At 64.8% G+C, this 24,352-nt stretch carries 21 protein-coding genes and 1 pseudogene; 8 read left to right on the top strand and 14 right to left on the bottom strand.

What is annotated here, in order from left to right; all coding sequences use genetic code 11:
• Positions 1 to 463: 463 nt before the first annotated feature.
• The 5 genes from AWB68_RS32785 to AWB68_RS32770 form a co-directional block, all read right to left on the bottom strand.
• Entirely contained in the window at positions 464 to 949 is a 486-nt protein-coding gene (locus AWB68_RS32785; protein WP_087648460.1) for a hypothetical protein, read from the bottom strand.
• The gene (locus tag AWB68_RS32780; protein ID WP_087648459.1) at positions 949 to 2,283 is read right to left on the bottom strand and encodes a PQQ-dependent sugar dehydrogenase; all 1,335 of its coding nucleotides are present in this window, start codon (positions 2,281 to 2,283) and stop codon (positions 949 to 951) included. Before AWB68_RS32780 ends, AWB68_RS32785 begins: the two co-directional genes overlap by 1 nt.
• Positions 2,284 to 2,287: 4 nt before the next feature.
• Positions 2,288 to 2,455: a hypothetical protein gene (locus AWB68_RS48995; RefSeq protein ID WP_200828864.1), complete on the bottom strand. Its 168-nt coding sequence runs from the start codon at positions 2,453 to 2,455 to the stop codon at positions 2,288 to 2,290.
• Between the two features lie 77 nt (positions 2,456 to 2,532).
• On the bottom strand, positions 2,533 to 2,916 hold the full coding sequence (locus AWB68_RS32775) for a DUF3175 domain-containing protein (RefSeq protein WP_087648458.1): 384 nt from the start codon (positions 2,914 to 2,916) through the stop codon (positions 2,533 to 2,535).
• A gap of 7 nt (positions 2,917 to 2,923) precedes the next feature.
• On the bottom strand, positions 2,924 to 4,444 hold the full coding sequence (locus AWB68_RS32770; protein ID WP_087648457.1) for an FAD-dependent oxidoreductase: 1,521 nt from the start codon (positions 4,442 to 4,444) through the stop codon (positions 2,924 to 2,926).
• Between the two features lie 155 nt (positions 4,445 to 4,599).
• Here AWB68_RS32770 and AWB68_RS32765 point away from each other — a divergent pair, with 155 nt between their 5' ends.
• Complete coding sequence (locus tag AWB68_RS32765; RefSeq protein WP_087648456.1) at positions 4,600 to 4,905, top strand: hypothetical protein; 306 nt, start codon at positions 4,600 to 4,602, stop codon at positions 4,903 to 4,905.
• Positions 4,906 to 4,950: 45 nt separating this feature from the next.
• Here AWB68_RS32765 and pqqA read toward each other — a convergent pair whose 3' ends face one another.
• The 3 genes from pqqA to AWB68_RS32750 form a co-directional block, all read right to left on the bottom strand.
• Complete coding sequence (gene pqqA / locus AWB68_RS32760) at positions 4,951 to 5,025, bottom strand: pyrroloquinoline quinone precursor peptide PqqA (RefSeq protein ID WP_008353049.1); 75 nt, start codon at positions 5,023 to 5,025, stop codon at positions 4,951 to 4,953.
• Positions 5,026 to 5,218: 193 nt separating this feature from the next.
• Positions 5,219 to 8,161, bottom strand: coding sequence for a bifunctional diguanylate cyclase/phosphodiesterase (locus AWB68_RS32755; RefSeq protein WP_087648454.1), 2,943 nt, complete (start codon positions 8,159 to 8,161; stop codon positions 5,219 to 5,221).
• A 215-nt stretch (positions 8,162 to 8,376) separates the two neighbouring features.
• The gene (locus AWB68_RS32750) at positions 8,377 to 9,360 is read right to left on the bottom strand and encodes a GlxA family transcriptional regulator (protein ID WP_200828863.1); all 984 of its coding nucleotides are present in this window, start codon (positions 9,358 to 9,360) and stop codon (positions 8,377 to 8,379) included.
• Positions 9,361 to 9,477: 117 nt separating this feature from the next.
• Here AWB68_RS32750 and AWB68_RS32745 point away from each other — a divergent pair, with 117 nt between their 5' ends.
• On the top strand, positions 9,478 to 10,167 hold the full coding sequence (locus tag AWB68_RS32745; protein ID WP_087648453.1) for a DJ-1/PfpI family protein: 690 nt from the start codon (positions 9,478 to 9,480) through the stop codon (positions 10,165 to 10,167).
• A 98-nt stretch (positions 10,168 to 10,265) separates the two neighbouring features.
• On the opposite strand, the gene AWB68_RS32740 is transcribed toward AWB68_RS32745, so the two are convergent.
• Positions 10,266 to 10,697, bottom strand: a complete 432-nt coding sequence (locus AWB68_RS32740; RefSeq protein ID WP_087648452.1) for a GNAT family N-acetyltransferase — start codon at positions 10,695 to 10,697, stop codon at positions 10,266 to 10,268.
• A 126-nt stretch (positions 10,698 to 10,823) separates the two neighbouring features.
• On the opposite strand from AWB68_RS32740, the gene AWB68_RS32735 reads away from it, so the two are divergent.
• Positions 10,824 to 11,309, top strand: a complete 486-nt coding sequence (locus AWB68_RS32735; protein WP_087648451.1) for a cupin domain-containing protein — start codon at positions 10,824 to 10,826, stop codon at positions 11,307 to 11,309.
• 27 nt (positions 11,310 to 11,336) lie between these two features.
• On the opposite strand, the pseudogene AWB68_RS32730 reads toward AWB68_RS32735, so the two are convergent.
• Positions 11,337 to 11,462 (bottom strand): annotated as a pseudogene (locus AWB68_RS32730) (LuxR C-terminal-related transcriptional regulator); the annotation flags it as partial.
• Positions 11,463 to 11,501: 39 nt separating this feature from the next.
• Positions 11,502 to 12,044, bottom strand: coding sequence for a molybdopterin-guanine dinucleotide biosynthesis protein B (gene mobB / locus AWB68_RS32725; protein ID WP_087648449.1), 543 nt, complete (start codon positions 12,042 to 12,044; stop codon positions 11,502 to 11,504).
• A 431-nt stretch (positions 12,045 to 12,475) separates the two neighbouring features.
• Between mobB and AWB68_RS32720 the strand changes: the two genes are divergently transcribed.
• On the top strand, positions 12,476 to 15,007 hold the full coding sequence (locus tag AWB68_RS32720) for an adenosylcobalamin-dependent ribonucleoside-diphosphate reductase (protein WP_087648448.1): 2,532 nt from the start codon (positions 12,476 to 12,478) through the stop codon (positions 15,005 to 15,007).
• Positions 15,008 to 15,021: 14 nt separating this feature from the next.
• Here AWB68_RS32720 and AWB68_RS48440 read toward each other — a convergent pair whose 3' ends face one another.
• The 3 genes from AWB68_RS48440 to AWB68_RS32710 form a co-directional block, all read right to left on the bottom strand.
• A complete protein-coding gene (locus tag AWB68_RS48440; RefSeq protein WP_160110108.1) occupies positions 15,022 to 15,159 on the bottom strand; it encodes a hypothetical protein in 138 nt (45 codons plus the stop codon).
• 197 nt (positions 15,160 to 15,356) lie between these two features.
• A complete protein-coding gene (locus tag AWB68_RS32715) occupies positions 15,357 to 15,719 on the bottom strand; it encodes a DUF4148 domain-containing protein (protein WP_087648447.1) in 363 nt (120 codons plus the stop codon).
• A 294-nt stretch (positions 15,720 to 16,013) separates the two neighbouring features.
• The gene (locus AWB68_RS32710; RefSeq protein ID WP_087648446.1) at positions 16,014 to 17,024 is read right to left on the bottom strand and encodes a LysR family transcriptional regulator; all 1,011 of its coding nucleotides are present in this window, start codon (positions 17,022 to 17,024) and stop codon (positions 16,014 to 16,016) included.
• Between the two features lie 196 nt (positions 17,025 to 17,220).
• Here AWB68_RS32710 and AWB68_RS32705 point away from each other — a divergent pair, with 196 nt between their 5' ends.
• From AWB68_RS32705 to AWB68_RS32690, 4 genes are read left to right on the top strand one after another with little or no spacing between them, the layout of a single operon-like run.
• Complete coding sequence (locus tag AWB68_RS32705) at positions 17,221 to 18,051, top strand: alpha/beta hydrolase (protein ID WP_087648445.1); 831 nt, start codon at positions 17,221 to 17,223, stop codon at positions 18,049 to 18,051.
• A 51-nt stretch (positions 18,052 to 18,102) separates the two neighbouring features.
• On the top strand, positions 18,103 to 19,287 hold the full coding sequence (locus tag AWB68_RS32700; RefSeq protein WP_087648444.1) for an efflux RND transporter periplasmic adaptor subunit: 1,185 nt from the start codon (positions 18,103 to 18,105) through the stop codon (positions 19,285 to 19,287).
• Positions 19,288 to 19,325: 38 nt separating this feature from the next.
• Positions 19,326 to 22,523: an efflux RND transporter permease subunit gene (locus AWB68_RS32695; RefSeq protein ID WP_087648443.1), complete on the top strand. Its 3,198-nt coding sequence runs from the start codon at positions 19,326 to 19,328 to the stop codon at positions 22,521 to 22,523.
• 8 nt (positions 22,524 to 22,531) lie between these two features.
• Positions 22,532 to 24,070 carry an efflux transporter outer membrane subunit gene (locus AWB68_RS32690; RefSeq protein WP_125483111.1) on the top strand — a complete coding sequence of 513 codons (1,539 nt, stop codon included), beginning with the start codon at positions 22,532 to 22,534 and terminating at the stop codon, positions 24,068 to 24,070.
• The last annotated feature ends 282 nt before the right edge of the window (positions 24,071 to 24,352 follow it).

Here is a 24,352-nt window from a genome sequence, read left to right as displayed (position 1 = left end):
ACAACAGAGAGAATCGGTAACTTTTTCGGGGGTTTGTAACAGGCAAAATTAACCGATCCCTTTTATGTTTTTTATTCGAACGGGCCTAATTACGGGCTATTCGGGAAAACACGAACTGCGATGATTTGTGACGGAAAACGACCTGCGTGGCGCGCCGGTTGACAGCTTCCGGATTAGTTTTGTTACGCCTGAAACAGAAGTCATACGACGAGTTCTTAATATGGTTTACCCGCTGTATCGCTGATAGCCGAGAAAATACTTGCGGCGCCAAGGCAGTCGATTCAGCCTCGGGATACATCGGGTCTTTCCGGCGCTGACAAGAACTCGCCCGCGCCGTTGGCCATGGTTCTCGTTAGGCCCGAAAAGCGTCGAGGGTTGCGGCCGCCGGGCAGGCGTTGCGGAAGCGCAAGGCATCGGGGGCTGATAGGCGCTTTGTCGGTGTAAAGCGTGAAGCCGGGGTTCCTCAGGATTTTGGAGGGCTGCGCAGCGCCCGCGCCTGGACGAGCGGGTTGAAGCCGGGGCTCTTCTTGCTGGCGGATTCCTGCGCAGCCGGTTTCGTGCGCTTGTTCGCGCCCTTGCTTGCCGCCCCGGATAGCTGGTTCAACAACTCGTCATCTTCGTCCGCTGGTTCTTCCTCCGCCGTAGCCGGCTGATCGTGATCGCCGGTCAGATGCTCGATGACCGAGAGGAAGTCCTTCTTCGCGTTGCGAAGCGCACGGCCGGGCATCATCGTGAGCACGACGACTTCGTGCACCGAACGACCGTCGACGCTTTGAGCACCCGCTTCTTCATGCCAGTCGATGTCGCGGCCCGTATAAGCGGCGATTACCCGATGCAGCACGGCGGGCGAGAGAACGCCCGCATCGTAGAGATCGAGCACCTGGCGCTCGGCAAGCGAAAACAGTCCGTCGTCCCGTCGCGCCGCCTTGCCGGAGCCTCGCGCGGCCATCACTGGCCGGTGGCAGGAGCCACGCGCCACACCGCATTGCCGACATCGTCCGCGACCAGCAGGGCGCCCGCATGATCGACCGCGACGCCCACCGGCCGTCCATACGCATGACCATCCGGCGACAGAAAGCCGGTCAGGATGTCCTCGGGCGGACCAGAGGGTTTGCCGTCCTGGAACGGCACGAATATGACCTTGTAGCCACTGCGCGGTTTGCGATTCCACGACCCATGCTGGCCGATGAACGCGCCGTTCCAGTAGTGCTGCGGGAACGCCTTTGCGTCATAGAACGTGAGTCCGAGCGAGGCCGTATGCGAGCCGAGCGCGTAGTCCGGCGGGATGGCCGACTGCACGAGATCGGCACGCTGCGGCTTCACGCGATCGTCGACGTGCTGCCCGTAGTAGCTGTACGGCCAGCCATAGAACGCGCCGTCCTTGACCGACGTCATGTAGTCGGGCACGAGATCGTTGCCCAGTTCGTCGCGCTCGTTGACCGCCGTCCACAGCGCGCCGCTCTGAGGCTGCCACGACATGCCGTTGGGATTGCGCAGGCCCGTCGCGAACAGGCGCGTCTGGCCGCTCGCGATATCCACTTCCATGATCGCCGCGCGCCCGTGTTCGGCATCGATGCCGTTCTCCGCCGCGTTGCTGTTCGAGCCGACCGTCACGTACAGATGCGTGCCGTCGCGGCTTGCGATCAGGTTCTTGGTCCAGTGATGGTTGATCGGCCCAGCGGGCAGGTCGATGAATTTCTCGCCAGGCTCCGCGATGTGCGTATCGCCCGCGTGGTACTTGAAGCGCAGGATCGCGTCGGTATCGGCGACGTAGAGGGTATCGCCGACGAGCGCCATGCCGAACGGCGAGTGCAGCTTGTCGATGAAGACGGTCTTCGTTTCAGCGATGCCGTCGCCGTCCGCATCGCGCAGCAGCATGATGCGATCCGGGCTCGGCACGCTGGCGCCTGCGCGCTTCATCACTTTCTTCATCACCCAGCCCTTCAGGCCTGCATTCGAGTCGTGCTGCGCGGGCGCGTTGCTCTCGGCGACAAGAACGTCGCCGTTCGGCAGCGTCGCGAGCCAGCGTGGATGATCGAGATCGGTCGCGTAGGCCGTGACGGTGAAACCTGGGGCCGCCGTTGGCTTCGCGCCTTCGGCCCAGGGGGCTGCAGGCGCGATGTTCACGGTCGGCATCAGCGATTTCTTTTGCGGCGCGGGCAACTCCGGATCGGGACCGAAGCCCATGGAGTCCTGGTCGGCCGCGCCGGCGCTCACGACGAGCGTGAGCGTGCAAGCGGCTGCCGCAAAGATACGCCGCGAAGTCAGGGAAGTGCGACGCATGGGCTCAGCCTCCGCCGATACCCTGCACGACCTTGCCGGTGCCACCGCATACTTCGCATCGGGCGCCTTCGTTATTGCCCGAGCCGTCGCAGGCCGGGCACACGTCCTCGCCGCTTCCGGGTGTGCCGGGTTCGGCTTCGTCGCCGGGATTGAGGGGAGGTTGTTGCGCCATGACTGGCTCCTTGGTGAGCGGACGGGTTTCGCGGTGACTACCGCAAGCCCTGTTCCACATCGCTTGTCCCGTTGGAATCAAGGCTTGCGGCCGAACGCTTCGCGCAGTCGTTTCTTGGCCTGATCCAACGTTCCGCGTCTCGTCTTCGACAGGTTGCGGCCAGCACGATTGATATAGAAATTGAGCATCGACATCGCCGACTGGAACGGCGTGCCCTTGCGCCGCTTGCTGTGCTCGGACGAGCGCTTGAGCGACTGCGCGATTTCCTGCGCGTTCCCCTTCTTGAAGATGTCGCTTTCGATGTCCATCGCGTCGCTGGTTTCCATCACATGATGCGACCAGCGGCTTGTCTTCGCGCCCGTTGACTTCTTCGCGCTTGAGGTGGACTTCTTCTTGTTCGCGAGTGCATGTCTCTGGCGCGTGCTGCGCGAGCTCTTCGCTGTCTTCCGGCTTGCTGGCATGGCTGCCTCATCCATTGGCTAGATTGCGGGCTGCATCGAGCGTCAGCGTGGCGCGCATCCCTTCGGCGAGACGCGCAGTGGCGTCCTCACGCTCGCACGCGACCACCGCGCCGACTTCGCCGTCCTTCATCAGATAAGCGATGAACTTCTGCGCGTCGAGGTCGCCGTCGATCACGACTTCATCGGGATCGCTTACATGGCCGAGATAGTCGAAGCGCTTTTCGAAGTGATAGGTCCAGAAGTAGGGCACGCCTTCGTACTCGACGCGCTTGCCCGCCATGTTGTACGCGGCCACGCGCGCATGCTGCTGCGCGACGCGCCAGTGTTCGATGCGTAGCCTGGTCTGCGAGCGCGGCAGCGGAAAGCGCGCGACGTCGCCCGCTGCGTAGAGTCCGGGCGCGGCGCACAGTCGGGCGTCGACGTCGATGCCGCCGTCGTCGGCGATTGGGATGCCGGTGATGAACGACGTCGCGGGCTTCACACCCGTGCCGGCGATCACGACATCGGCGGCGATGCGCTCACCGTCGTCGAGGATGACTGCGTCGCGTTCGATCGCGCTGATGTTGCGGCCCATGCGAAACGACACGCCGTTGGCTTCGTGCAGGCGCTTGAACATGGCGCCGATGCGTTCGCCGAATTGCGTGGCGAACGGTATCTTGCCGGGCGCCACGACGACGGTGTCGATCTTCCGCTTGCGCAGGCACGACGCCACTTCGAGTCCGATGAAGCTCGCGCCGACGATCACCGCCTTGCTGTTTTCGAGCGCCTCGACGATGGCGCCAGCGTCATCGCGATTGCGCAAGAAGAGAACGCGAGCGTCCGGCGCACGGGGCACGTCCATCGGCTTCGGAATGCCGCCAGTGCAAACGAGCGCGGCTTCGTAGTCGATGATTGTTCCGTCGGCGAGTTCCGCCTGCTTCTTCGCTGCATCGAGGCGCACGGCTTGCGATTCGATGCGCTCGATTCTTTGTTCAGAGAAAAAGGCGGGATCGAGAAGCGGCGGAACGTCGTCCGGCGGCATGTCGCCTGCGACGACGAATTTGCTCAGCGCGGTCCGGTCGTAGGGGATCTTCGCATCGGTGCCTGCGAGCACGATGCGTCCATTGAAGCCAGCCTCGCGCAGCGCCGCGCAGGCTGCGGCGCCCGCAGCGCCCGCGCCCGCGATGAACATCGTGGACGCATCGGCGGCCGGCCGTGCCGGAGGCGATTCGTCAGGCTCGGGCGACACGTACACGTCGCCCTCGTCGACCAGCGACGCATAGCGCGTGAGGCCCTGCAACGCGGGCGGCTCGACGAGCGAGCCGTCGCTGATCTCGAAGGTGCCCTTGTGCCACGGACACACGATGCGTCCGTTGCAGATGCCGCCCTTTTCGAGCGGCGCGCCTGCATGGGGACAATCGGCCGTGTACGCGTGAACGGTGTCGCCTTCGCGCACGAGCATGATCGGCGTATCGCCGATCTTCACACGCGTGCCGCGATCCTCGGCTAGCTCCGCGAGGCGGGCGACCTTTTGCATCGTCGGGTGCATTGCGTTCTCCGATGGATCATGCCAGCACCGGCAGCAAAAACTGGTCCGCGCTTTTCGGGCTGCCTCGGAGCCTGAGCGCATCAAGCTGGCTTCTAGTGGGCGTGCACGGGTATGCGGGTTGCTCCAGCGACATGACACTCACGAAGGAGACCGCAATGACCGTCACAGAACGGACAGAAAGCACCGACAAACCCCTGGGCGATGCAGGTTCGGGCGCAAGCGGCGGCGGATCGATCGGCAATCAGCCCGGCCCCGGCTCGGCAACCGGCGGTGACCCGAAGCAAGGCGTGCGTCAGCCAAACGCGGGAGAAATCGAACCGGAGTCGAGGCGACTGGACGAGCATCCACACCAGACGGCGGAAGTGCCCTATGGGTCCGGCGACCGGCCGGAACCTGCCGGCGCCGGCGGACTCGACGCACAGAACGCGGACCTGAAGGACCCGGGCGCATCGAAGCGTTGAAGCCTTTGAAAAAGAAAACGGCCGCTTGCGCGGCCGTATGAGACTTTAGCGTGTGGCGATATACATCGTAATTTCAAAGCCGAAACGCATATCGGTGAAGCTAGGGGTTTCCCACTTCATAGAGCCTCCTTTTGCAATGGCGGCCATACGGATGCATGACCGTTGCGCGGTGAACCAACCACAACTTTTACTGCAAGCGCCGTGCCAAGCCGCGCGTCCGTTTTATCCGACGCAGTCTTTATCCTAAACCTTCTTCACGAAGCGCATCACGAGAAATTCGTTACCGGGGTTTACAAGGCAAGGGTCGGCGGCTTCATCGCGCCGTCGCCGACCGGGACACCGTGACCAAAGGACTCGACGCGCGTGCGTAACCGTGCGCCAGACGCTGCGCGAGCGGCGAACGCATGAGTTGCTCGAGCGGCATCGGCTTGTCGAAGTAGTAGCCCTGCGCCTGCGCCGCGCCCATGTCGCGCAGCACGGCGAGCGTCGCGGCATCCTCGACGCCTTCGGCCACGAGCGTCAGGTCGAGCGATTCCGCCATGCGCACGATCGCCCGCACGATCGCGCGGCTGCGCGCACTCGCCGTCAGTTCGAGAATGAACGACTTGTCGACCTTTAGCCCGCTGAAGCGGTACTGATGCACATAGCTCAGCGACGAGAACCCCGCGCCGAAATCGTCGAGCACGACGGACATCCCGTTGTCGGCGAGACGCTGCATCGTGCGCCGCGCGAGATCCGGCTCGGCGACGAGCGCGCCCTCGGTCAGTTCCAGGCACACGCGCGTCGGCGCGACGCCATGCCGGCGCAAGAGCGCGAGCACTTCGTCGGCGAACTCGGGGCGCGTCATGCTGTAGCTCGAACAGTTCACATGCACGGGCGGCCAGTTCGCGTATTGCGCATCCGAGAGAATGACCGCGATGCGCGTGAGCATGTACAGGTCGAGCCGCCCGATGAGCCGCAAGCCTTCCACCCCCGGCAGAAATTCGCCGGGACCGACGATGCGCCCGTCCGCCTGCCGCCAGCGAACGAGCGCTTCGAGCGCGACCACATCGCCGCTGCGCACATCGACGATCGGCTGGAAGAACGGCAGCAGCTCGTCGTCGCGCTTGAGGGCATTGCGCAGCGCGCCTTCGCGCTCGACCTGATCCGACACCTCGCGACGCAACTCCTGGTTGAACACGACGTAGCTGTCGCGGCCGGCATTCTTCACGCGATACATTGCCGTGTCGGCGTCGCGCAGCAGGTCGGCGGGCTCGGTATGGAACTGGCTGTCCGCATTCACGATGCCGATGCTGCACGACGAGAACACCACGTGATCGTCGATGTGGAACGGCAGGTCGAACGCGGCGAGAATCCGCTCGGCGATCGAGACGGCATCGCAGAGCGGCGAATTCGGCGAGAGCACCGCGAATTCGTCGCCGCCGAGGCGCGCGAGCAGATCGGTGCCGCGCAGGCAATTGCGCAGCCGCTCGGCCGCCTGCACGAGCAGCAGGTCGCCGTAATGATGGCCGAGACTGTCGTTGACGACCTTGAAGCGGTCCAGGTCGATGAACATCACCGTCACCTGCCGGCCGTGCTCGCCATAGGCGCGCCACTCCGCCTGCAGCCGATGCAGCAAGTGGCTGCGGTTGGGCAACCCGGTCAGCGCATCGTGCGAATTTTCGTGGATGAGGCGTGCGTTCGCGTTGTCGAGTTCGCGCGTGCGGATCTGCACGCGTGCTTCGAGTTCGACGTTCGCCGCATGCAGCGCTTCGGCGGCGCGCCGGCGCGAGAGCGCGGTGTCGATGTGGCGCGACACGAAGGTGAGCAGTTCCTGGTCGCGCGGCGTATAACGCACGAGCGGCGCGTAGCTCTGCACGGCCAGCACGCCGCGCACGTCGTCGCCATCGAACAGCGGGATGCCGAGCCACGAACGCAGGCGCACGTTTTCGTTGCCGGTATCGATCACGCGTTCGGCGATCAGGCGCAACGCTTCGCTCGCATCGATGAGGCACGGGCGGCGCTGGCGGATCACGTATTCGGTGAGGCCGCGCTGGCCGCGACGTGGCAGCGGCGGCTCGTGGACGATTTCGTCGACGTAATACGGAAACGACACTTCCTGCGTGTCGGTATCGAAGAGCGCGATGTAGAAATTGCGCGCATACAGCAACTCGCCGACGATCCCGTGCAGGCTCCCGAAGAACTCCAGCATGTCGCCGGGCCGGCTCGACAATTCGGCGATCTGGAACAGCGCCGCCTGCAAGTGCTCGGCGCGCTCGCGCTCGGCGATGCCCTTGCGCAGTGCAGCGTTGACCCGCGACAGTTCCGACGTGCGCCGCGCGACCTGCTCTTCGAGGTCGGCGCGGTGCAGGATACGGTCGAGCGCCATCGCCACGTGGCGCGCGACCACGAGGAAGAGCGCACGGTCTTCGGCGCTGTAGACGCGGGCGACGTCGTAGACCTGCATCGCGAGCATGCCGAACACTTCGTCCGACGCGTTTTTCAGCGGCGCGCCCATCCAGAACTCGGGCCGGTCGCCGATGCAGTAGAACGTGCCTTCGGCCTCGGCGGCGCGGATCATGGCGGCATCGATCAAGAGCGGCTGGCCGGTCGTCAGCACGCGGGCCGTCATCGAGAGGCGCGAGGGGTTCAGCACGTCGTAGTTCTCGGCCTCGACGACCTCGGTATCGATCACATCGACGTAGTACGGATACGTGATCCTGCCGCTCTTGCGGTCGTAGAGCGCGAGGTAGAAATTCTCGGCGTCGATCAGCGTGCCGAGGCGCTCGTGCACGCCCTGCAGGAACGCGGCGCGCTCCGGCACCGAACTCGCGAGATAGGCGATCTCGTACAGCACGCGCTGCGTGTTTTGCGCGCGTGCGAGGGCGTCGGTCTGGACGCGTTCGCCCAGACGCCGCGCGAGTTCGCGCAGGCACGCGTCGTCGGCGAGGGCGTTGGGCGCGACGAGCCAGCCGAGCACGCTTTCGCCACGGCCCGTCGGCCAGCGATGCCAGCCGCGCGCGGCGCACAGGTGCGCGAGTCGTTCTTCGGCGATGCTCTGCGGCCAGTCGGGTGCGCTGTCGAGCGCGCAGTCGAGTGACCCGTCGCCGCGGCCCGCGAGGTGCAACTGCTCGCCCGCGCGATACCACGCCCACGCGCCCGGCCGGCCGCCGCCGCGCGCCGAGCGCAACAGCGCATCGACCGACGGCGCGCCGGCGCTGTCGCTGTCGCTATCGTTCGAATCCGGCAACGCGGCAATCTTCGGAGAAACACTCATCGGCAGTCCAGGCCTGAAAGCCAACCCTCGTTGTGTGATTTCGAACCGCCACCGGCGCGCGGCGAGAACGCGATTCAGGGCCGTTCAACGGATCGGTCTGTTCGTGCTAACGGCAACAGCGGTCGAGGCTTGAGGACTTCGGGAACAATGTAAGGAAAGGCTATTGTGTCTGAAGAATAAGTCGCCGGCTGGATGAAAGCAAAAAATCAGGGTTTTCATGCACGCCCGGACGCGAACCGTTCCCGGTACGCCTGCGGCGTCACGCCGACCGCCCGCAGGAAGCCGCGCCGCATCGTTTCCTCCGAGCCAAATCCGCAGCGCGCCGCGATGCGCTTCACCGGCAACGCGGTATCGCCAAGCAGCCGCCGTGCCGCTTCGAGCCGCAACTGTTCGATCGAGCGCGCGGGCGTCATGCCCGTTTGCGACCGATAGTGGCGCACGAAGCTGCGCTCGCTCATGCCGGCGCGCGCCGCGAGCGCGCCAAGCGACAGATCCGCGGACAGGTTCTCCGCGATCCACGCATGCAGTTCGCCGAAGCGATCGCCGGTCTTTTGCAGCGACAGCGCCGTGCTGAACTGCGCCTGCCCGCCGGGGCGCTTCAGGAACACGACGAGATGGCGCGCGACATCGAGCGCGAGTGCGCGGCCGAGGTCGTCCTCGATCAGCGCGAGCGTCAGGTCGATGCCCGCCGTCACGCCGGCGGAGGTCCAGACGTCGCCGTCGCGGATGAAGATCGGATCGGGCTCGACGCGCACGGCCGGATAGCGGCGGCCCAGTTCGGCGCAGCGCGTCCAGTGCGTGACGGCGCGCCGCTCGTCGAGCAGGCCGGCGGCCGCCAGCAGGAACGCGCCCGTGCACACCGACGCCACCCGCCGCGCGCTCGCCGCCTGCGCGCGCACCCACGCGACGAGCGCCGGATCGCGCGCCGCGTCGTACACGCCCCAGCCACCCGCGACGACCAGCGTGTCGGACGGCTCGGCGTCGCCCGGCAGCGGCTCGGCGACGATCCCGAGCCCGGCCGAAGTCGTCACCGTGCCGCCGTCGACCGCGACCACGCGCGGCGAGTACGGCGGCGCGAAACCGTGCGCGCAGGCCAGTTCGTTCGCCGAGGCGAACGCCTGCAACGGCCCCGCGACGTCGAGCAGTTGCACGTTTGCGAAAGCGAGGATGTCGATGCGGCGCGGTGCGGGATGCTTCATGGCGGGATCGCGGTTGGCGTGAAATGTGGGTCATGTGTCATTTACGCCATAGCGTAGCGGCGTAGTATTTCCTCGTCCATCCCTGAACACCACCCATTCACGAAAGAGGAAGCGAACATGACGCTCCATATCGGCCTGCTGCTTTTCCCGCGCGTCCAGCAACTCGACCTGACCGGCCCGCACGACGTGTTCGCGCAAATCCCCGGCGCGACGGTGCATCTCATCTGGAAAACGCGCGCGGCGGTGGAATCGTCGAGCGGCATGCTGCTCACGCCCGACACCACTTTCGATGATTGCCCGCCGCTCGACGTCCTGTGCATCCCGGGCGGCTCGGGCGTCGGCGCGCTGATGGAGGACGACGCCACGCTCGACTTCATCCGCCGCCAGGCGCGCGGCGCGCGCTTCGTGACGTCGGTGTGCACGGGCGCGCTCGTGCTTGGCGCGGCGGGGCTTTTGCGCGGCCGCCGCGCGACGACGCACTGGGCGTTTCACTCGCTGCTCGCCGGTCTGGGCGCGATCCCGGTTCGCGAGCGCGTCGTGCGCGACGGCAATTTGGTGACGGGCGGCGGGATCACGGCGGGCATCGATTTCGCGTTGACGCTCGCGGCTGAACTCGTCGGCGAGGAGGAAGCGCAGGCGATTCAACTGGAACTCGAATACGCGCCCGCGCCGCCGTTCGACGCGGGGTCGCCGGACAGCGCGCCGCGTTCGGTCGTGGAGACGGTTCGCGAGCGCTCGGCCGCGACGCTCGCGACGCGCTCACAGATCGCGGAGCGGGTCGCGCGGCGGCTTGAGATCGCGAAGTGAGGGCGTGACCATGGCGCGCTCGCGAAGCGTGGAATAGCGAAGCGCGGACTTAAAGGCACGTCGATAAGGCACGCGGCCTCGCTCGCCAGCCATGCCCGCTAACAGCGCGTCGCGTCGAACTGCTTCTGCATGAAAAAGCGTGTGTGTCCCGCGAAGAAATCCGGCAGTTCGCCGAACACGACGAAGCCGCAGCGTTCGTAGAGACGCCGGGCTTCGGGGTTCAGCGTGTCGAGCCATGCAGCGCGGCAGCCGCGCTTGATGGCTTCGCGCTCCGCCGTATCGACTGCACGCGCGCCGAGCCCCTGGCCGCGCGCGTCGTCGCGAATCCAGAGCCATTTGACGAAGAGCCAGTCCCACGCGGTGAACCCGGCCAGTCCGCCGACGAGTTCATCGCCGGCGTAAATCGATACCGCGAGATCGCGCTGGGCCGACGCCCCAAGCGATGCCGCATTGAACGCCGCCAGACCGCCGCTGACCTCAGCTTCGAACTCGGTGTCGATCCAGTCGGCGACTTCGATGGTGACGTTCATATCGCGATTGAAGAACCTGGGGTGTCGACGGAACCAGTATGACTGCCGCCAGTGCGCATCGGATGGTGCAAACAACACAACACCAACCGATGCAAAATAGAAGCTCTCTCCGCAGAGGCGCAATCGATGGACAAGAACGCACTCATCCGCCGCTTCGGCCTGAAGCCACACCCGGAAGGCGGCTACTTCCGCGAGACATACCGCTCTGCGTCGCAAGTGACGCGCGAATCGTCGGGCCTACAACGCGCCGCATCAACCGCAATCTACTACCTGCTGAGCGACGGCGCGCATTCCGCCTGGCACCGCATCCGCTCCGACGAGGTCTGGCATTTCTACGCGGGCGACCCGATCGAAGTCCACGTCATCGACGCGCACGGCGCCCTCACCACCCACCGCCTCGGCAATACCCTCACGCATCCAGACGCCGAATTCCAGGCCGTCGTGTCCGCGGGCGACTGGTTCGCCGCCGTCTGCACAGCGCCGGCGGGCTTTGCGCTCGTGGGCTGCACGGTCGCGCCGGGCTTCGAGTTCAGCGAGTTCGAAATGGCCGACGTCGACGCGCTCGCGGCGGCGCATCCGGAACATCGCGCGTTGATCGCGCGGCTGGGATAACCGGATACCACGACGCAGGAAGACGCCCTAACGCGCCGAGTCCCGTTCGAGCGCATAGATGGCGATCTGGACGCGGCTCGTCAGCTTCAGCTTGCGCAGCACATTGCGAACGTGGATCTTGACGGTGCTTTCGGCGAGATCGAGTTCGCGCGCGGAGCAGGAGAGGACATGCAAGCCCCGGTAAGTGAAAGTTCAACTATCGCGCGGGCAGGGCATCTTGAGATTGAGTCGGACTGTTTTGCAAATGAACTCGCCGATGCTGTCGATGTCGTCCAGATGGAGGATCACCAGGGAGGTGGAGAGTGCCGTCGGGTCATCGCTGGCGATGGCCAGGATCGCCGCGTCGGTCTGGTACAACGGATCGCGTCCGAGCGCCGGGCGCACGATTTCGAGGCGCGGCAGGAACTCGCGCGTGAAACCCTCGACGAGGATGAGGTCAGCGGGCCGGAGTCGGCTGGCGAGTTCCGCGAGCGGCGGCTCCGGTTCGTCGCGCAACTCGCGCACGATGGCATAGCGGTACGGCGACGCAATCAGCACCTCGCCGGCGCCGGCATGGCGAAAGCGCGCGCTGTCCTTGTGAGCGGGCTCGAGTTCGATCGAATGATGGCTATGCTTGATGACGTTCACCGACAGTCCGCGTGCGCGAAACCACGGGAGCAGCGCTTCGATCAGCGTGGTCTTGCCCTGGCCGGAGCGGCCCGAGATGCCGAAGAGCGGCGGTGTTGGCGAATTCATGCGGGGTTCCGTTTTCGTTTGCGGCTGATCGGTGCAGGGACCGTTGCGTGAGTCGGTCTAGCTTCGTCAAGGATTGATCGTCTGCCCTGTCGCGATGCTTGTCGGGCGAAGCGAGCAGCAGTGTAGCGGCAAACTGCCGCGGAAGCGCCGTCAGGTCGACGAGCGCGCCGATGTTGTCGCTGTACTCAGCGGTCATCTTGCTTGGCTTGTGTAGAGACGGAGTGAAGCTGGTCCAGACTTTGCCACGCGCGCAATGCACTGACCATTCGCCAAAGGGACAGGGCGGCAACGCGCCGCCGTTCGCTGGAGCTAGTCCTGAAGGCGTGGAAGTCCTTGCAGGTGATGGCGGACCCCGCGCAATCGCGCTATCGTCTTGGATCGCGTTTGGGATTCGGCGCTATGCAGCGCCTGCGGGTTTTTGAGGATCAGACATGGCAGAAGACAATCTCAACACGCCGGTTGCACCGCAGCAGTTTTCGATCGACGTGATGCTCGAGAAGTATGCGAAGGGCGACGAGAGCCGCATCGAGGACATCTATCGCCGCGTCGCGCGCGGCGTGGCGCAGGCTGAACCGGAGGCGTTGCGCAAGAAGATCGAAGCGGACTTCGTCGACAACTTCAGGCGCGGTGCGCTCGGCGCGGGCCGCATCATGAGCGCGGCGGGCACCGGCATCGAGGCGACGCTCATCAACTGCTTCGTGCAGCCGGTGGGCGATGCGATCCAGAGCGCCGACGAGAGCGGGTTGCCGGGCATCTATGTGGCGCTCTTGCAGGCGGCCGAGACGATGCGGCGCGGCGGCGGCGTCGGCTACAACTTCTCGGCGATCCGGCCCAAGGGGGCGCGCGTGCATTCCACGGGATCGTCGGCGTCGGGGCCGTGCAGCTACATGGACGTGTTCGACGCCTCGTGCCGCACGGTCGAGAGCGCGGGCTCGCGGCGCGGCGCGCAGATGGGCATTCTCGATTGCACGCATCCCGACCTGCTCGAATTCATCACGGCCAAGCATACGAAGGGGCGCTGGAACAACTTCAACGTATCGGTGGCGGTGTCGGACGAGTTCATGCAGGCGGTGGCCGACGATGCGGACTGGGAACTCGTGCATCGCGCGGAGCCTTCGCCGGCGCTGCGCGCATCGGCCGACCTGCGCCAGCGCGACGATGGCATGTGGGTTTATCGCGAGGTGCGGGCGCGCGAAGTGTGGGACGTCATCATGCGTTCGACCTACGACGTGGCCGAGCCGGGCATCGTATTCATGTCGCGCATGAACGACGACAACAACCTGCGCGCGATCGAAACGATCCGCGCGACGAATCCGTGCGGCGAGCAGCCGTTGCCCGCGTACGGGTGCTGCAATCTCGGCCCGCTGAATCTCACGCGTTTCGTGCGCGATCCGTTCACGCAGCGGCGCGGAGGCACGCCGTCATTCGACTGGGACGCGCTCGCGAAAACCACGCGCATTCAAGTGCGCTTCCTCGACGACGTGCTCGATGTCACGCTCTGGCCCTTGCCCGAACAGGCGAGCGAAGCGCAGGACAAGCGCCGCATCGGCGTGGGCTTTACGGGTCTGGGTGATACGCTCGTGATGCTCGGCATCCGTTACGACGCGCCCGAAGGCCGCGAGTTCGCGACGCGTGTAGCGCGCACGATGCGCGACGAGGCGTATCGCGCGTCGGTGGAACTGGCGCGTGAGCGCGGCGCGTTTCCGCGCTTCAACGCGAAGCAGTATCTGGAAGAAGGCACGTTCGCTTCTCGTCTGCCCGAGGACATCAAGGAAGACATCCGCAAGACCGGCATCCGCAACAGCCACTTGCTATCGATCGCGCCGACGGGCACCGTGAGCCTCGCGTTCGCCGACAACGCATCGAACGGCATCGAGCCCGCGTTCTCGTGGACCTACCAGCGGACGAAGCGCATGGCCGATGGCGGGCGCCAGACCTTCGCGGTCGAAGACCACGCGTACCGGCTTTATCGCGAGCTGGGCGGCGACGTGAAGACTTTGCCCGACTACTTCGTGAGCGCGCTGGATATGTCCGCGCACGATCATCTGGAGATGATGGCGGCGGTGCAGCCGTTCGTCGATACGTCGATTTCGAAGACCGTCAACGTCCCCGCCGACTATCCGTTCGACGCGTTCCAGGATCTCTATTTCGAAGCATGGCGGCGCGGCCTGAAGGGACTCGCGACGTATCGGCCGAACGAGACGCTCGGCGCGGTGCTGTCGGTCACGCCCGAAGCGACGCCGGCCGATTCACCCGATCCGGACCTCGAGCAGGACCCGTTGCGCATCGCGATCGATCATCGGCCGCGCGGCGAATTGCCCGCGATCATCGAGAAGGTCGAGTACCTCACGCAGGCGGGCAAGAAGTCGCTTTACGTGGCGGTGTCGTTCATCGAAGTGACGGGGCGGCTGGGCGGCGACGACATAACGATCGAGCGCCCCATCGAGTTCTTCATCCCGACGGGGCAGCGCGACGAATCGCAGCAATGGATCACGGCGACGATGCGTTCGCTGTCGCTCGCGGCGCGTGGCGGGTTCGTCGCGCGCAACCTGCAGGACATGCGCAAGGTATCGTGGGATCGCGGGCAGGTGCGCCTGGGCGATGTCGAGCGGCTCGACGGTCACCGCAGTCCGCGCTGGCACGATTCGGAAGTCGCGGCGCTCGCGTATGCGATCCAGCAGATCTTGTTTCGGCGGGGCTTTCTGGATGCCGAAGGAAACCAGGTGCCATCGCGTGCGCTGTCGCAATTGCGCGGCCATGCGGTGTCGGCACAGCCTTCACTGGAATCCGGGGATAACGACGACCTCGCGCTCCTGCATGCCGATGATGCGTCCGCGCACACGGCTCATTCGCTGATGCCGATGCACGGCCGCAAGTGCTCGACGTGCGGCGCCAATGCGGTGATCCGCAAGGACGGCTGCGACTTTTGCACGGCGTGCGGCGAGATCGGGGCTTGCGGCTAAGCTCGGATAAGCGCTCAGCCTGCTGGCCCCGGCGTTCGCGTCGTGGTGTGTGAAAGCGCCTGTTCCACCTGCGAGCGGGCCGCATCGGAAACGATTTGCGGCCCCGCTATGATCGCGATCACGAAGACCGCGGCGACGATCACCTTGCCCATGCGGCCGACCCTGCCGGTCCTGCTCCTTCCTGCGTGCGCGATGTGCTTGCGCGTTGCGGGACGTAGGGGCGCCATACGGGCGCGGCGGGTGCCCAATCGTCAAGGGCGGAAAACTGCTCCAGCGGTGTGTTCTCGTTCATGATGACTTCCTCTCGATCCTGACTACGTTCGCTTTTCAGCGATGGTTCAGCGATGGTTCAGCGCGCCACGACGCCGCCTGGCGTCACCGACCCATTCGCATATTCGACGATGCTGCGGTTTTGCTGCTCCGCGAGCGCGGCGCGACGGGCCGATTGCGCGGCAATGGCTTCACCCGCCATGCTCTTGTCAGGATAGGTATTGCGGTTCAGCGCCGGCAGCGTCCCGTTCGAATAGGCGGCCGCGAGTTCGGCGCGCACTTGCGCGCGTGTTTTCGTGACTCCGGTGCTTTGGGCGGTCGTCGTCTGCACCTGATAGGTGCCCGCGCGACCGATGCCCTGGCCGCCTTCGGCGAACGCCGTCGTCGATACGACTGCGGAAATGGCGGCAAGCGTCAGACCTGCGATCAGTCGGCTCTTCATGATGTGTCTCCGGTCGTTGCATTTGCGTTTTGGAGAGCAGCACTCCGGTTCGATGAACTCGGCGACGCTGCGACAGGACGAAATGTAGTCAAGTCGCGACCGCGGATAAATGTGCGAAGTGCGAAAAGATTAATCGAATCTGGCGAATAATCGCCCGGCGCCTTATGCGGCGGGGAATGGAAGGCAGGTCGCGCGATGGAGAAGGGCGAATAGGCCCTGATATCGGAGGGATTTAAAGCAGGAAAAAACGGGCGTTCGAGGAGAACGCCCGCGCGCAAAGCCGCAAACCGTTAGCTACGCAACCACATCGGCGGTGCCGGCCACTTCCGGCGTCCCGCGCTTGACGATCGTCGAAGACGGCGTGCTCGTCGGCAAGCAACGGTCTTCCGAATCTTCCTGGCCCGAAAGCAGCGGGCAGCGCTCGAAAAGCTCCGCAGCCCAGTCGACGAACACGCGCACCTTCTGCGAGAGATGCCGGTTATGCGGATAAACCGCCGAAATCGGCATGGGCAAAGGCTTCCATTGCGGCAGCACTTCGATCAGTTCACCGGACTGCAGATACGGCAGCGCCATGAAACGCGGCGGCTGGATCAGTCCCGCGCCCTTCACGCCGCAGCTCAAATACGCTTCAGCGTCGTTCACGGCGATATTGCCGCGCATCTTCACTTCGATCGTTTTGTCATCGACCACGAAATCCATATCGATGATGCGACCCGTGCGGCTCGAAAAATAATTCACGGCCGTGTGCTGCTCCAGGTCCTCGATCGTCTCGGGCACGCCGTGTCGTTCGAGATACTGCGGGCTCGCCGCGGTCAGGCCCTGAAACACGCCGATGCGCCGCGCGACCAGACTCGAATCCTGCAGCGTGCCGACCCGGATCACGCAGTCGACGCCTTCCTGGATCAGGTCGACCGGCTTGTCGCCGAAGCCGACCATCAGTTCGACATCCGGATAACGCGTGTGGAAGTCGCACATCATCGGCATCACGATCATGCGTCCGATCGCGCCCGGCATGTCCACGCGCAGCTTGCCGCGCGGGCCTTTCGCGCTCGTCGCGAACGAACTCTCGGTTTCCTCGATGTCGGCGAGGATGCGCACGCAGCGCTCGTAGTACGCGGCGCCGTCGGGCGTGAGGTTGAGGCGCCGCGTCGTGCGCTGCAGGAGCCGCACGTTGAGAAACGCCTCGAGGTTCTGGATGATCGTCGTCACCGATGCGCGCGGCAGGTTGAGCGTGTCTGCTGCGCGCGAAAAGCTGTTGGTGTCGACGACGCGTGTGAACACCTGCATTGCTTGTAGCCGATCCATGTTCTCTCACCTTCAATGCATTGCCGCGCGTGAAATTAAGCGCGCTGCTAAGACGTGAATGGAGTTGACGAGTCGCGATTGTTCAGTGCGACCGAATTGTGTTGCCGGATTATAGGCATTTATCTAAAAAGCTGCGGGCTCCATCATTCGTCCCATCGCAACTAAGGTGGGATGGCGCGAACACGCCGCAATAACCATGGCAACAACGCTGGATCAGGGGCTGGGTCAGAGTACGGTTCCACGACTTTGCATCGAGGAAGTCCGCATCACGGGACACGCGCAGCCGATCGTGCTGCGCAGCTATCGTCCCGCATCGGATGGCACCGTGCTGCCGATTGTCCTCTATTTCCACGGCGGAGGCTTCACGAAGGGCACGCTCGATGACGCCGAGATCGCCGCCGCGACCATCGCACGCGACACGCCGGCGTGGGTGGTATCGGTCGGTTATTCGCTTGCGCCCGAGTTTCCGTTTCCGGCCGCGCCGGAAGACGGCTATCGCGCGGCGCAGTGGGCGGTCGCCCATGCACGGGCACAGCGCGCGGACCCGCACCGTATTGGTGTGGCGGGGCACGATGCCGGCGGCAATCTCGCGACCTGCATTGCGGCAATCGCCCGTGATCGCGGCGATATCGTGATTTCGGCGCAGGCCTTGCTTGCGCCGCTTCTGGACCCGAGCATGACGCGCCTCGCGGACGAGCGCAAGGTGACGGGCTCCGACCTCGGAATGAGCGAGTGCGCGCGCTGCTATCGCGCTTATCTGCCCAGCGCATCGCAAAGACTGCACCCGTATGCGGCGCCGCTCGAATCGCGGCGCCTGGTTGGCTTGCCGCCCGCGCTGATCGCGAGCGCCGAGCACGACCTGCTGCACATCGAAGCGGAAAAGTACGCCGGTGAACTGATCGCCGCGGGCATTCCGACCGAGGTCACGCGCCATTGCAAGGCTTCGCACCATGGCCTCGCGACGCATCCGGGCGCGCTTCACGACGTCGTCGCCTTCTTCAAAAAACGGCTCTCGCGCGCGAAGTAGGCGCAAGCGCGAGCCTGAAAAAAATCTCAACGACTTATCGGAGCTTTCGACATGTTCTTCACTCGCAAACGCATCTATGCGGCGCTGGGCGTCACGCTGGTCGTGGCGGGCCTTGGGGGCTATACGGCATGGCGCGGCCACGGCGACGCGCCCGTGAACAGCGCGCAGGCCGCGGCCCACAGCGCAATGGCGACGGAAGTGGACGTCGCGACCGTCGTCTCGAAGACGATCACCGACTGGCAGAGCTATTCCGGCCGCCTCGAAGCGGTGGACAAGGTGGATATCCGTCCGCTCGTGCCGGGCACGATCGTGGCGGTGCACTTCAAGGACGGCGCGCTCGTGAAAAAGGGCGATCCGCTCTTCACGATCGATCCGCGCCCGTACGTGGCCGAAGTCGATCGGGCGGCGGCGCAAGTGGCGTCGGCGCAGGCGCGCAACGGCTACACGACGACCGATGCGGCGCGCGCCGAACGTCTGCTTGCCGACAACGCGATCGCCAAGCGCGACTACGACGAGAAGCAGAACGCCGCGCGCGAGGCCATCGCGGGCCTGAAGGCCGCGCAGGCCGCGCTCGAGACCGCGAAGATCAATCTGACGTATACGAACATCGTGGCGCCCGTGTCGGGCCGCGTGTCGCGTGCGGAGATGACGGTGGGCAATATCGTTTCGACCGGTGCCAACGCGCCGCTCCTCACGACGCTCGTCTCGGTCTCGCCGATCTACGCGTCGTTCGATGTCGATGAACAGACCTATCTGCGCTACCTGAGCCGCGATTCGAAGGACACCGTGCCCGTCTCGCTCGGCCTCGCGAACGAAGACGGCTATTCGCGCGAGGGCGCGGTGGCATCCGTCGACAACCGCATCGATACGAGCTCGGGCACGATCCGCGTGCGTGCGCGCTTCGACAACGCCGATGGCTCGCTGCTGCCGGGCCTTTATGCGCGCATCAAGGTGGGCGGCGGCACGCCGCATCCGGCGGTGCTCGTCGACGATGCCGCGATCGGCACCGACCAGGACAAGAAGTACGTGATGGTCGTCGACAAGGACAACCGCGTGCAGTACCGCGAAGTCACGCTCGGCACCCAGCACGAAGGCCTGCGCGTGATCACGAAGGGACTCGAACCCGGCGAGCGCATCGTCGTGAACGGCCTGCAGCGTGTGCGTCCGAACGATGTCGTGAAGGCGAACGGCGTCGCGATGGCGAATAACGCACCTGCACCGAAATCTGCGTCGTAATCAGCGTCATCTGCGGCGCTTCAAGGCAAAAGACTGTCATGAATATATCCAAGTTTTTCATCGACCGCCCGATCTTTGCGGGCGTGCTATCGGTGGTGGTGCTGCTCGCGGGCGTGATCGCGATGTTCAAGCTGCCGATCTCCGAGTACCCGGAAGTGGTGCCGCCGTCGGTCGTCGTGCACGCGCAGTATCCCGGCGCGAACCCGAAGGTGATTGCCGAAACGGTGGCCTCGCCGCTCGAGGAGCAGATCAACGGCGTGGAGAACATGCTGTACATGCAGTCGCAGGCGAACAGCGACGGCAACCTGAACATCACGGTCACGTTCAAGCTCGGCACCGATCCGGACAAGGCGCAGCAACTCGTGCAGAACCGCGTGTCGCAGGCTTTGCCGCGCCTTCCGCAGGATGTGCAGCTTCTCGGCGTGACGACCATCAAGTCGTCGCCCACGCTCACGATGGTGGTCCACCTGAACTCGCCGAACGGCCGCTACGACATGACGTATCTGCGCAACTACGCGCTGATCAACGTGAAGGACCGGCTGGAACGGATCGCGGGCGTGGGGCAGGTGCAACTGTGGGGCTCGGGCGATTACTCGATGCGCATCTGGCTCGATCCGCAGAAGGTCGCGCAACGCGGCATGACGGCGAGCGATGTCGTCAACGCGATTCGCGAGCAGAACGTGCAGGTCGCGGCGGGCGTGATCGGCGGGTCGCCGACGCTGCCGAACGTGCCCGTGCAGTTGAACGTGAACGCGCAAGGCCGCTTGCAGAACGAGGCCGAGTTCAAGGACATCGTGCTGAAGACCTCGCCCGATGGCGCGGTCACGCGTTTGCATGACGTGGCGCGCGTCGAACTCGCGGCTTCGGAATATGGGCTGCGTTCGTTGCTCGACAACAAGTCGGCGGTGGCGATCGCGATCAACCAGCAGCCGGGCGCGAACTCGTTGCAGATTTCCGACCAGGTCCGCCAGACGATGAAGGAACTGAAGGCCGACATGCCGGCCGGCGTCGAGTATCAGATCGTCTACGACCCGACGCAGTTCGTGCGCTCCAGTATCGAGGCCGTGATCCACACGCTGCTCGAAGCCATCGCGCTCGTCGTGCTGGTCGTGATCGTGTTCCTGCAGACGTGGCGCGCCTCGATCATTCCGCTGCTCGCGGTGCCGGTGTCGATCATCGGGACGTTCTCGCTGCTGCTTGCATTCGGCTTCTCGATCAACGCGCTGTCGTTGTTCGGGATGGTGTTGGCCATCGGTATCGTGGTGGACGACGCGATCGTGGTGGTGGAGAACGTCGAGCGGAATATCGAGTCGGGGCTGTCGGCGCGTGAGGCCACCTATCAGGCGATGCGCGAAGTCAGCGGGCCGATCATTGCGATCGCGCTGACGCTGGTGGCCGTGTTCGTGCCGCTCGCGTTCATGTCGGGCCTGACGGGCCAGTTCTACAAGCAGTTCGCGATGACCATCGCCATCTCGACGGTGATCTCCGCGTTCAACTCGCTGACCTTGTCGCCCGCGCTCGCGGCGATGCTGCTCAAGGGCCACGACGAGCCGAAGGACTGGCTCACGCGCGCGATGGACCGTGTGTTCGGCGGCTTCTTCAAGCGCTTCAACAAGGTGTTCCATCGCGGCTCGGAAGCCTACGGCCAGGGCGTGACCAAGGTGATCGGCCGCAAGGCGATCATGATGGGCCTCTACGCCTTGCTGCTCGGCGGCGCGGTGCTGATGGGCAAGATTGTGCCGGGCGGCTTCGTGCCGGCGCAGGACAAGGAGTATCTGATCAGCTTCGCGCAATTGCCCAATGGCGCGTCGCTCGACCGCACCGAGCAGGTGATCCGCCAGATGACGGACATCGCGCGGAAGCAACCGGGTGTCGAAAGCGCGGTGGAGTTTCCGGGCTTGTCGGTGAACGGGTTCACGAATTCATCGAGCGCGGGCATCGTGTTCGTGACCTTGAAGCCGTTCCATGACCGCAAGACGAAGGAACTGTCGGCCGGTGCGATCGCGGGCGCGCTGAATCAGAAGTTCTCGGGGATCAAGGGCTCGTTCATCGCCGTGTTCCCGCCGCCGCCGGTGCTCGGCCTCGGCACGCTCGGCGGCTTCAAGATGCAACTGGAGGACCGCGGCGCGCTCGGGTATGAAGCTCTGAACGACGCCACGCAGGCGTTCATCAAGCGCGCTTCGCAGACACCCGAACTCGGGCCGACGTTCTCCAGCTATCAGATCAATGTGCCGCAATTGAACGTCGATCTGGACCGCGTGAAGGCGAAGCAGTTGGGCGTCTCCGTGACCGATGTGTTCAACACGATGCAGGTGTATCTCGGTTCGCTGTACGTGAACGACTTCAACCGCTTCGGCCGCGTGTATCAGGTCCGGGTCCAGGCCGACGCGCCGTTCCGCGCGAGTGCCGACGACATCGGCCTGCTCAAGACGCGCAACGCGAACGGGGACATGGTGCCGCTGTCGTCGCTGGTGAAGGTCACGCCGACTTACGGCCCGGAAATGGTCGTGCGCTACAACGGCTACACGGCGGCCGACATCAACGGCGGTCCGGCTCCGGGTTACTCGTCGGGGCAGGCGCAGGCCGCGGCCGAACGCATCGCCGCTGAAACGCTGCCGCGCGGGATCAAGTTCGAATGGACCGATCTCACGTACCAGCAGATTCTCGCGGGCAACGCGGCGCTCTTCATCTTCCCGATCAGCGTGCTGCTGGTGTTCCTCGTGCTCGCCGCGATGTACGAGAGCCTCACGCTGCCGTTCGCGATCATCATGATCGTGCCGATGAGCATCCTGTCGGCGATGCTCGGCGTGTGGCTCACCGACGGCGACAACAACATCTTCACGCAGATCGGCTTGATGGTGCTGGTGGGGTTGTCGGCGAAGAACGCGATCCTGATCGTCGAGTTTGCGCGCGAGCTGGAGATGCAGGGACGCTCGATCGTGGAGGCCGCGATCGAGGCAAGCCGCTTGCGTCTGCGTCCGATCCTGATGACGTCGATCGCTTTCATCATGGGCGTGGTGCCGCTCGTGCTGTCGTCGGGCGCGGGTTCAGAGATGCGCCACGCGATGGGTATCGCCGTGTTCTTCGGCATGCTCGGCGTGACGCTGTTCGGCCTGATGCTGACACCCGTGTTCTACGTGCTCTTGCGCAAGCTCGCACGCACCGAACACATCACGGACAAGCACGGCACGAATCCGCACATGCGCGGAATCAATGCTTCGTTTGAAGCGCAATGAGGGAAATGATGAACAAGTCGTTATCAAGACGATGGCTGGGGCTGTCGGGCCTCCTCGCTGCGATGCTGGTTGTCGCGGGCTGCTCGCTCGAGCCGCACTACGACAAGCCCGACGTCAACGCACCGACCGCATACAAGGAAACGCCGGTGCAGACCGAATCCGCGGACAAGCTCTCGCCCGCCGAGGCCGGCACGTGGAAGACGGCGCAGCCTTCGGAAGAGGTGATGCGCGGCGAATGGTGGACGATCTTCGACGATGCGACACTGAACGACCTCGAACACCAGGCCGCCGCCGCGAACCAGAACCTGAAGGCTGCGGCGGCGCGCGTGAAGGAAGCACGCGCGATCAACCAGACGGCGCGCGCGGGTCTGTTCCCGACCGTAGACGCGGGCTTTGGTCCGACGCGAGAGAAGCTTTCACCGGCCTCGCAATTGCTGCCGCAGGACCAGAACGTGCCGGCGCAGACGTTGTGGCGCGCGCAGGCGAGCGTCGCGTATGAAGTCGACCTGTTCGGCCGCGTGGCATCGACCGTCGATGCAGCGAAGGCCGATACGCAGCAGAGCGAGGCGCTGTTCCGCTCGGTGCAGCTTGCGTTGCAGGCGGACGTCGCGCAGAACTATTTCAACTTGCGCGAACTGGATGCCGAGATGGACGTCTTCACGCGCACCGTGACGTTGCGTGAGCAGGCGCTCAAGCTCGTTCAGCGTCGTTTCGACGAGGGCGATATCAGCGAGCTCGACGTTGCGCGCGCGAAGTCCGAGCTTGCGACCGCACGTTCGGACACGATGACCATCCAGCGCCTGCGCGCCGCCTCCGAGCACAGCCTGGCGGTGTTGCTGGGCAGGGCGCCCGCGCAGTTCACGATGGCGGCGAATCCGCTCGCGCCGGTGGAGATTCGCGTTCCGCCGGGCTTGCCTTCATCGCTGCTCGAACGACGGCCGGATGTCGCCGCGGCGGAACGCGCGATGGCGGCGGCGAATGCACGCATCGGCGTGGCGAAGGCGGCGTTCTTCCCGTCGCTCTCGTTGACGGGCGCGGGCGGCTTCGAGTCGTCGACGCTGGGCGATTTGTTCCAGTGGTCGAGCCGTACGTTCCTGCTGGGGCCGCTGGTGGGCACGGCGCTGTCGATGCCGATCTTCGACGGCGGACGACGCAAGGGCAATCTCGCGAATGCGCGCGCGGTGTACGAAGAGGATGTGGCGAGTTACCGGCAGCAGGTGCTGGTCGCGTTCCAGGAAGTGGAGGACAACCTTTCGGACCTGCGGATCCTCGAAGGCCAGACGCAGACGCAGGCCGATGCGGTGAAATCGTCGAGCCGGGCGGCGCAGTTGTCGCGCACGCAGTACAACGAGGGGGCGGTTAATTATCTCGATGTGATCGATGCGGACCGGACGGTGTTGCAGTCGCAGCGGATTGCGGTGCAATTGTCGGGGACGCAGGCCGTGGCGACGGTGAATCTGATTCGCGCGCTCGGCGGTGGATGGGGGGATGCGGTCCCTGCGGTCCCTTCTCCGGGGGGGGAGTCGCCTAGCCTGGCGCAGAGGTGAGGGCGCTGGCGCTTGGGGGTTGGGTTTGGGTTACACCGTTTGATGCGCTTGGGCTTCTATGGAACTTGTTTTCTTAGCGGTCTATTAGCTCTGCCCCTGTCCGGGGCGGGACTCACTTTCTTTGCTGCTGCAAAGAAAGTAAGCAAAGAAAGCAGCTTCCCAACGCGAATTCTTGCCATGTGCCTCCAGACCGCTCCCTCGGAGTGGTCCAACCGGGGGAGTGTCGTTAGCGGGGTTTCATCGTTGTTGGCATGTAGAAGAGGCGCGCACGTCGCACCGCTA

This window comes from Caballeronia choica (assembly GCF_001544535.1).
Classification (GTDB): domain Bacteria; phylum Pseudomonadota; class Gammaproteobacteria; order Burkholderiales; family Burkholderiaceae; genus Caballeronia; species Caballeronia choica.
This window is presented reverse-complemented; position numbering and strand designations above follow the sequence as displayed.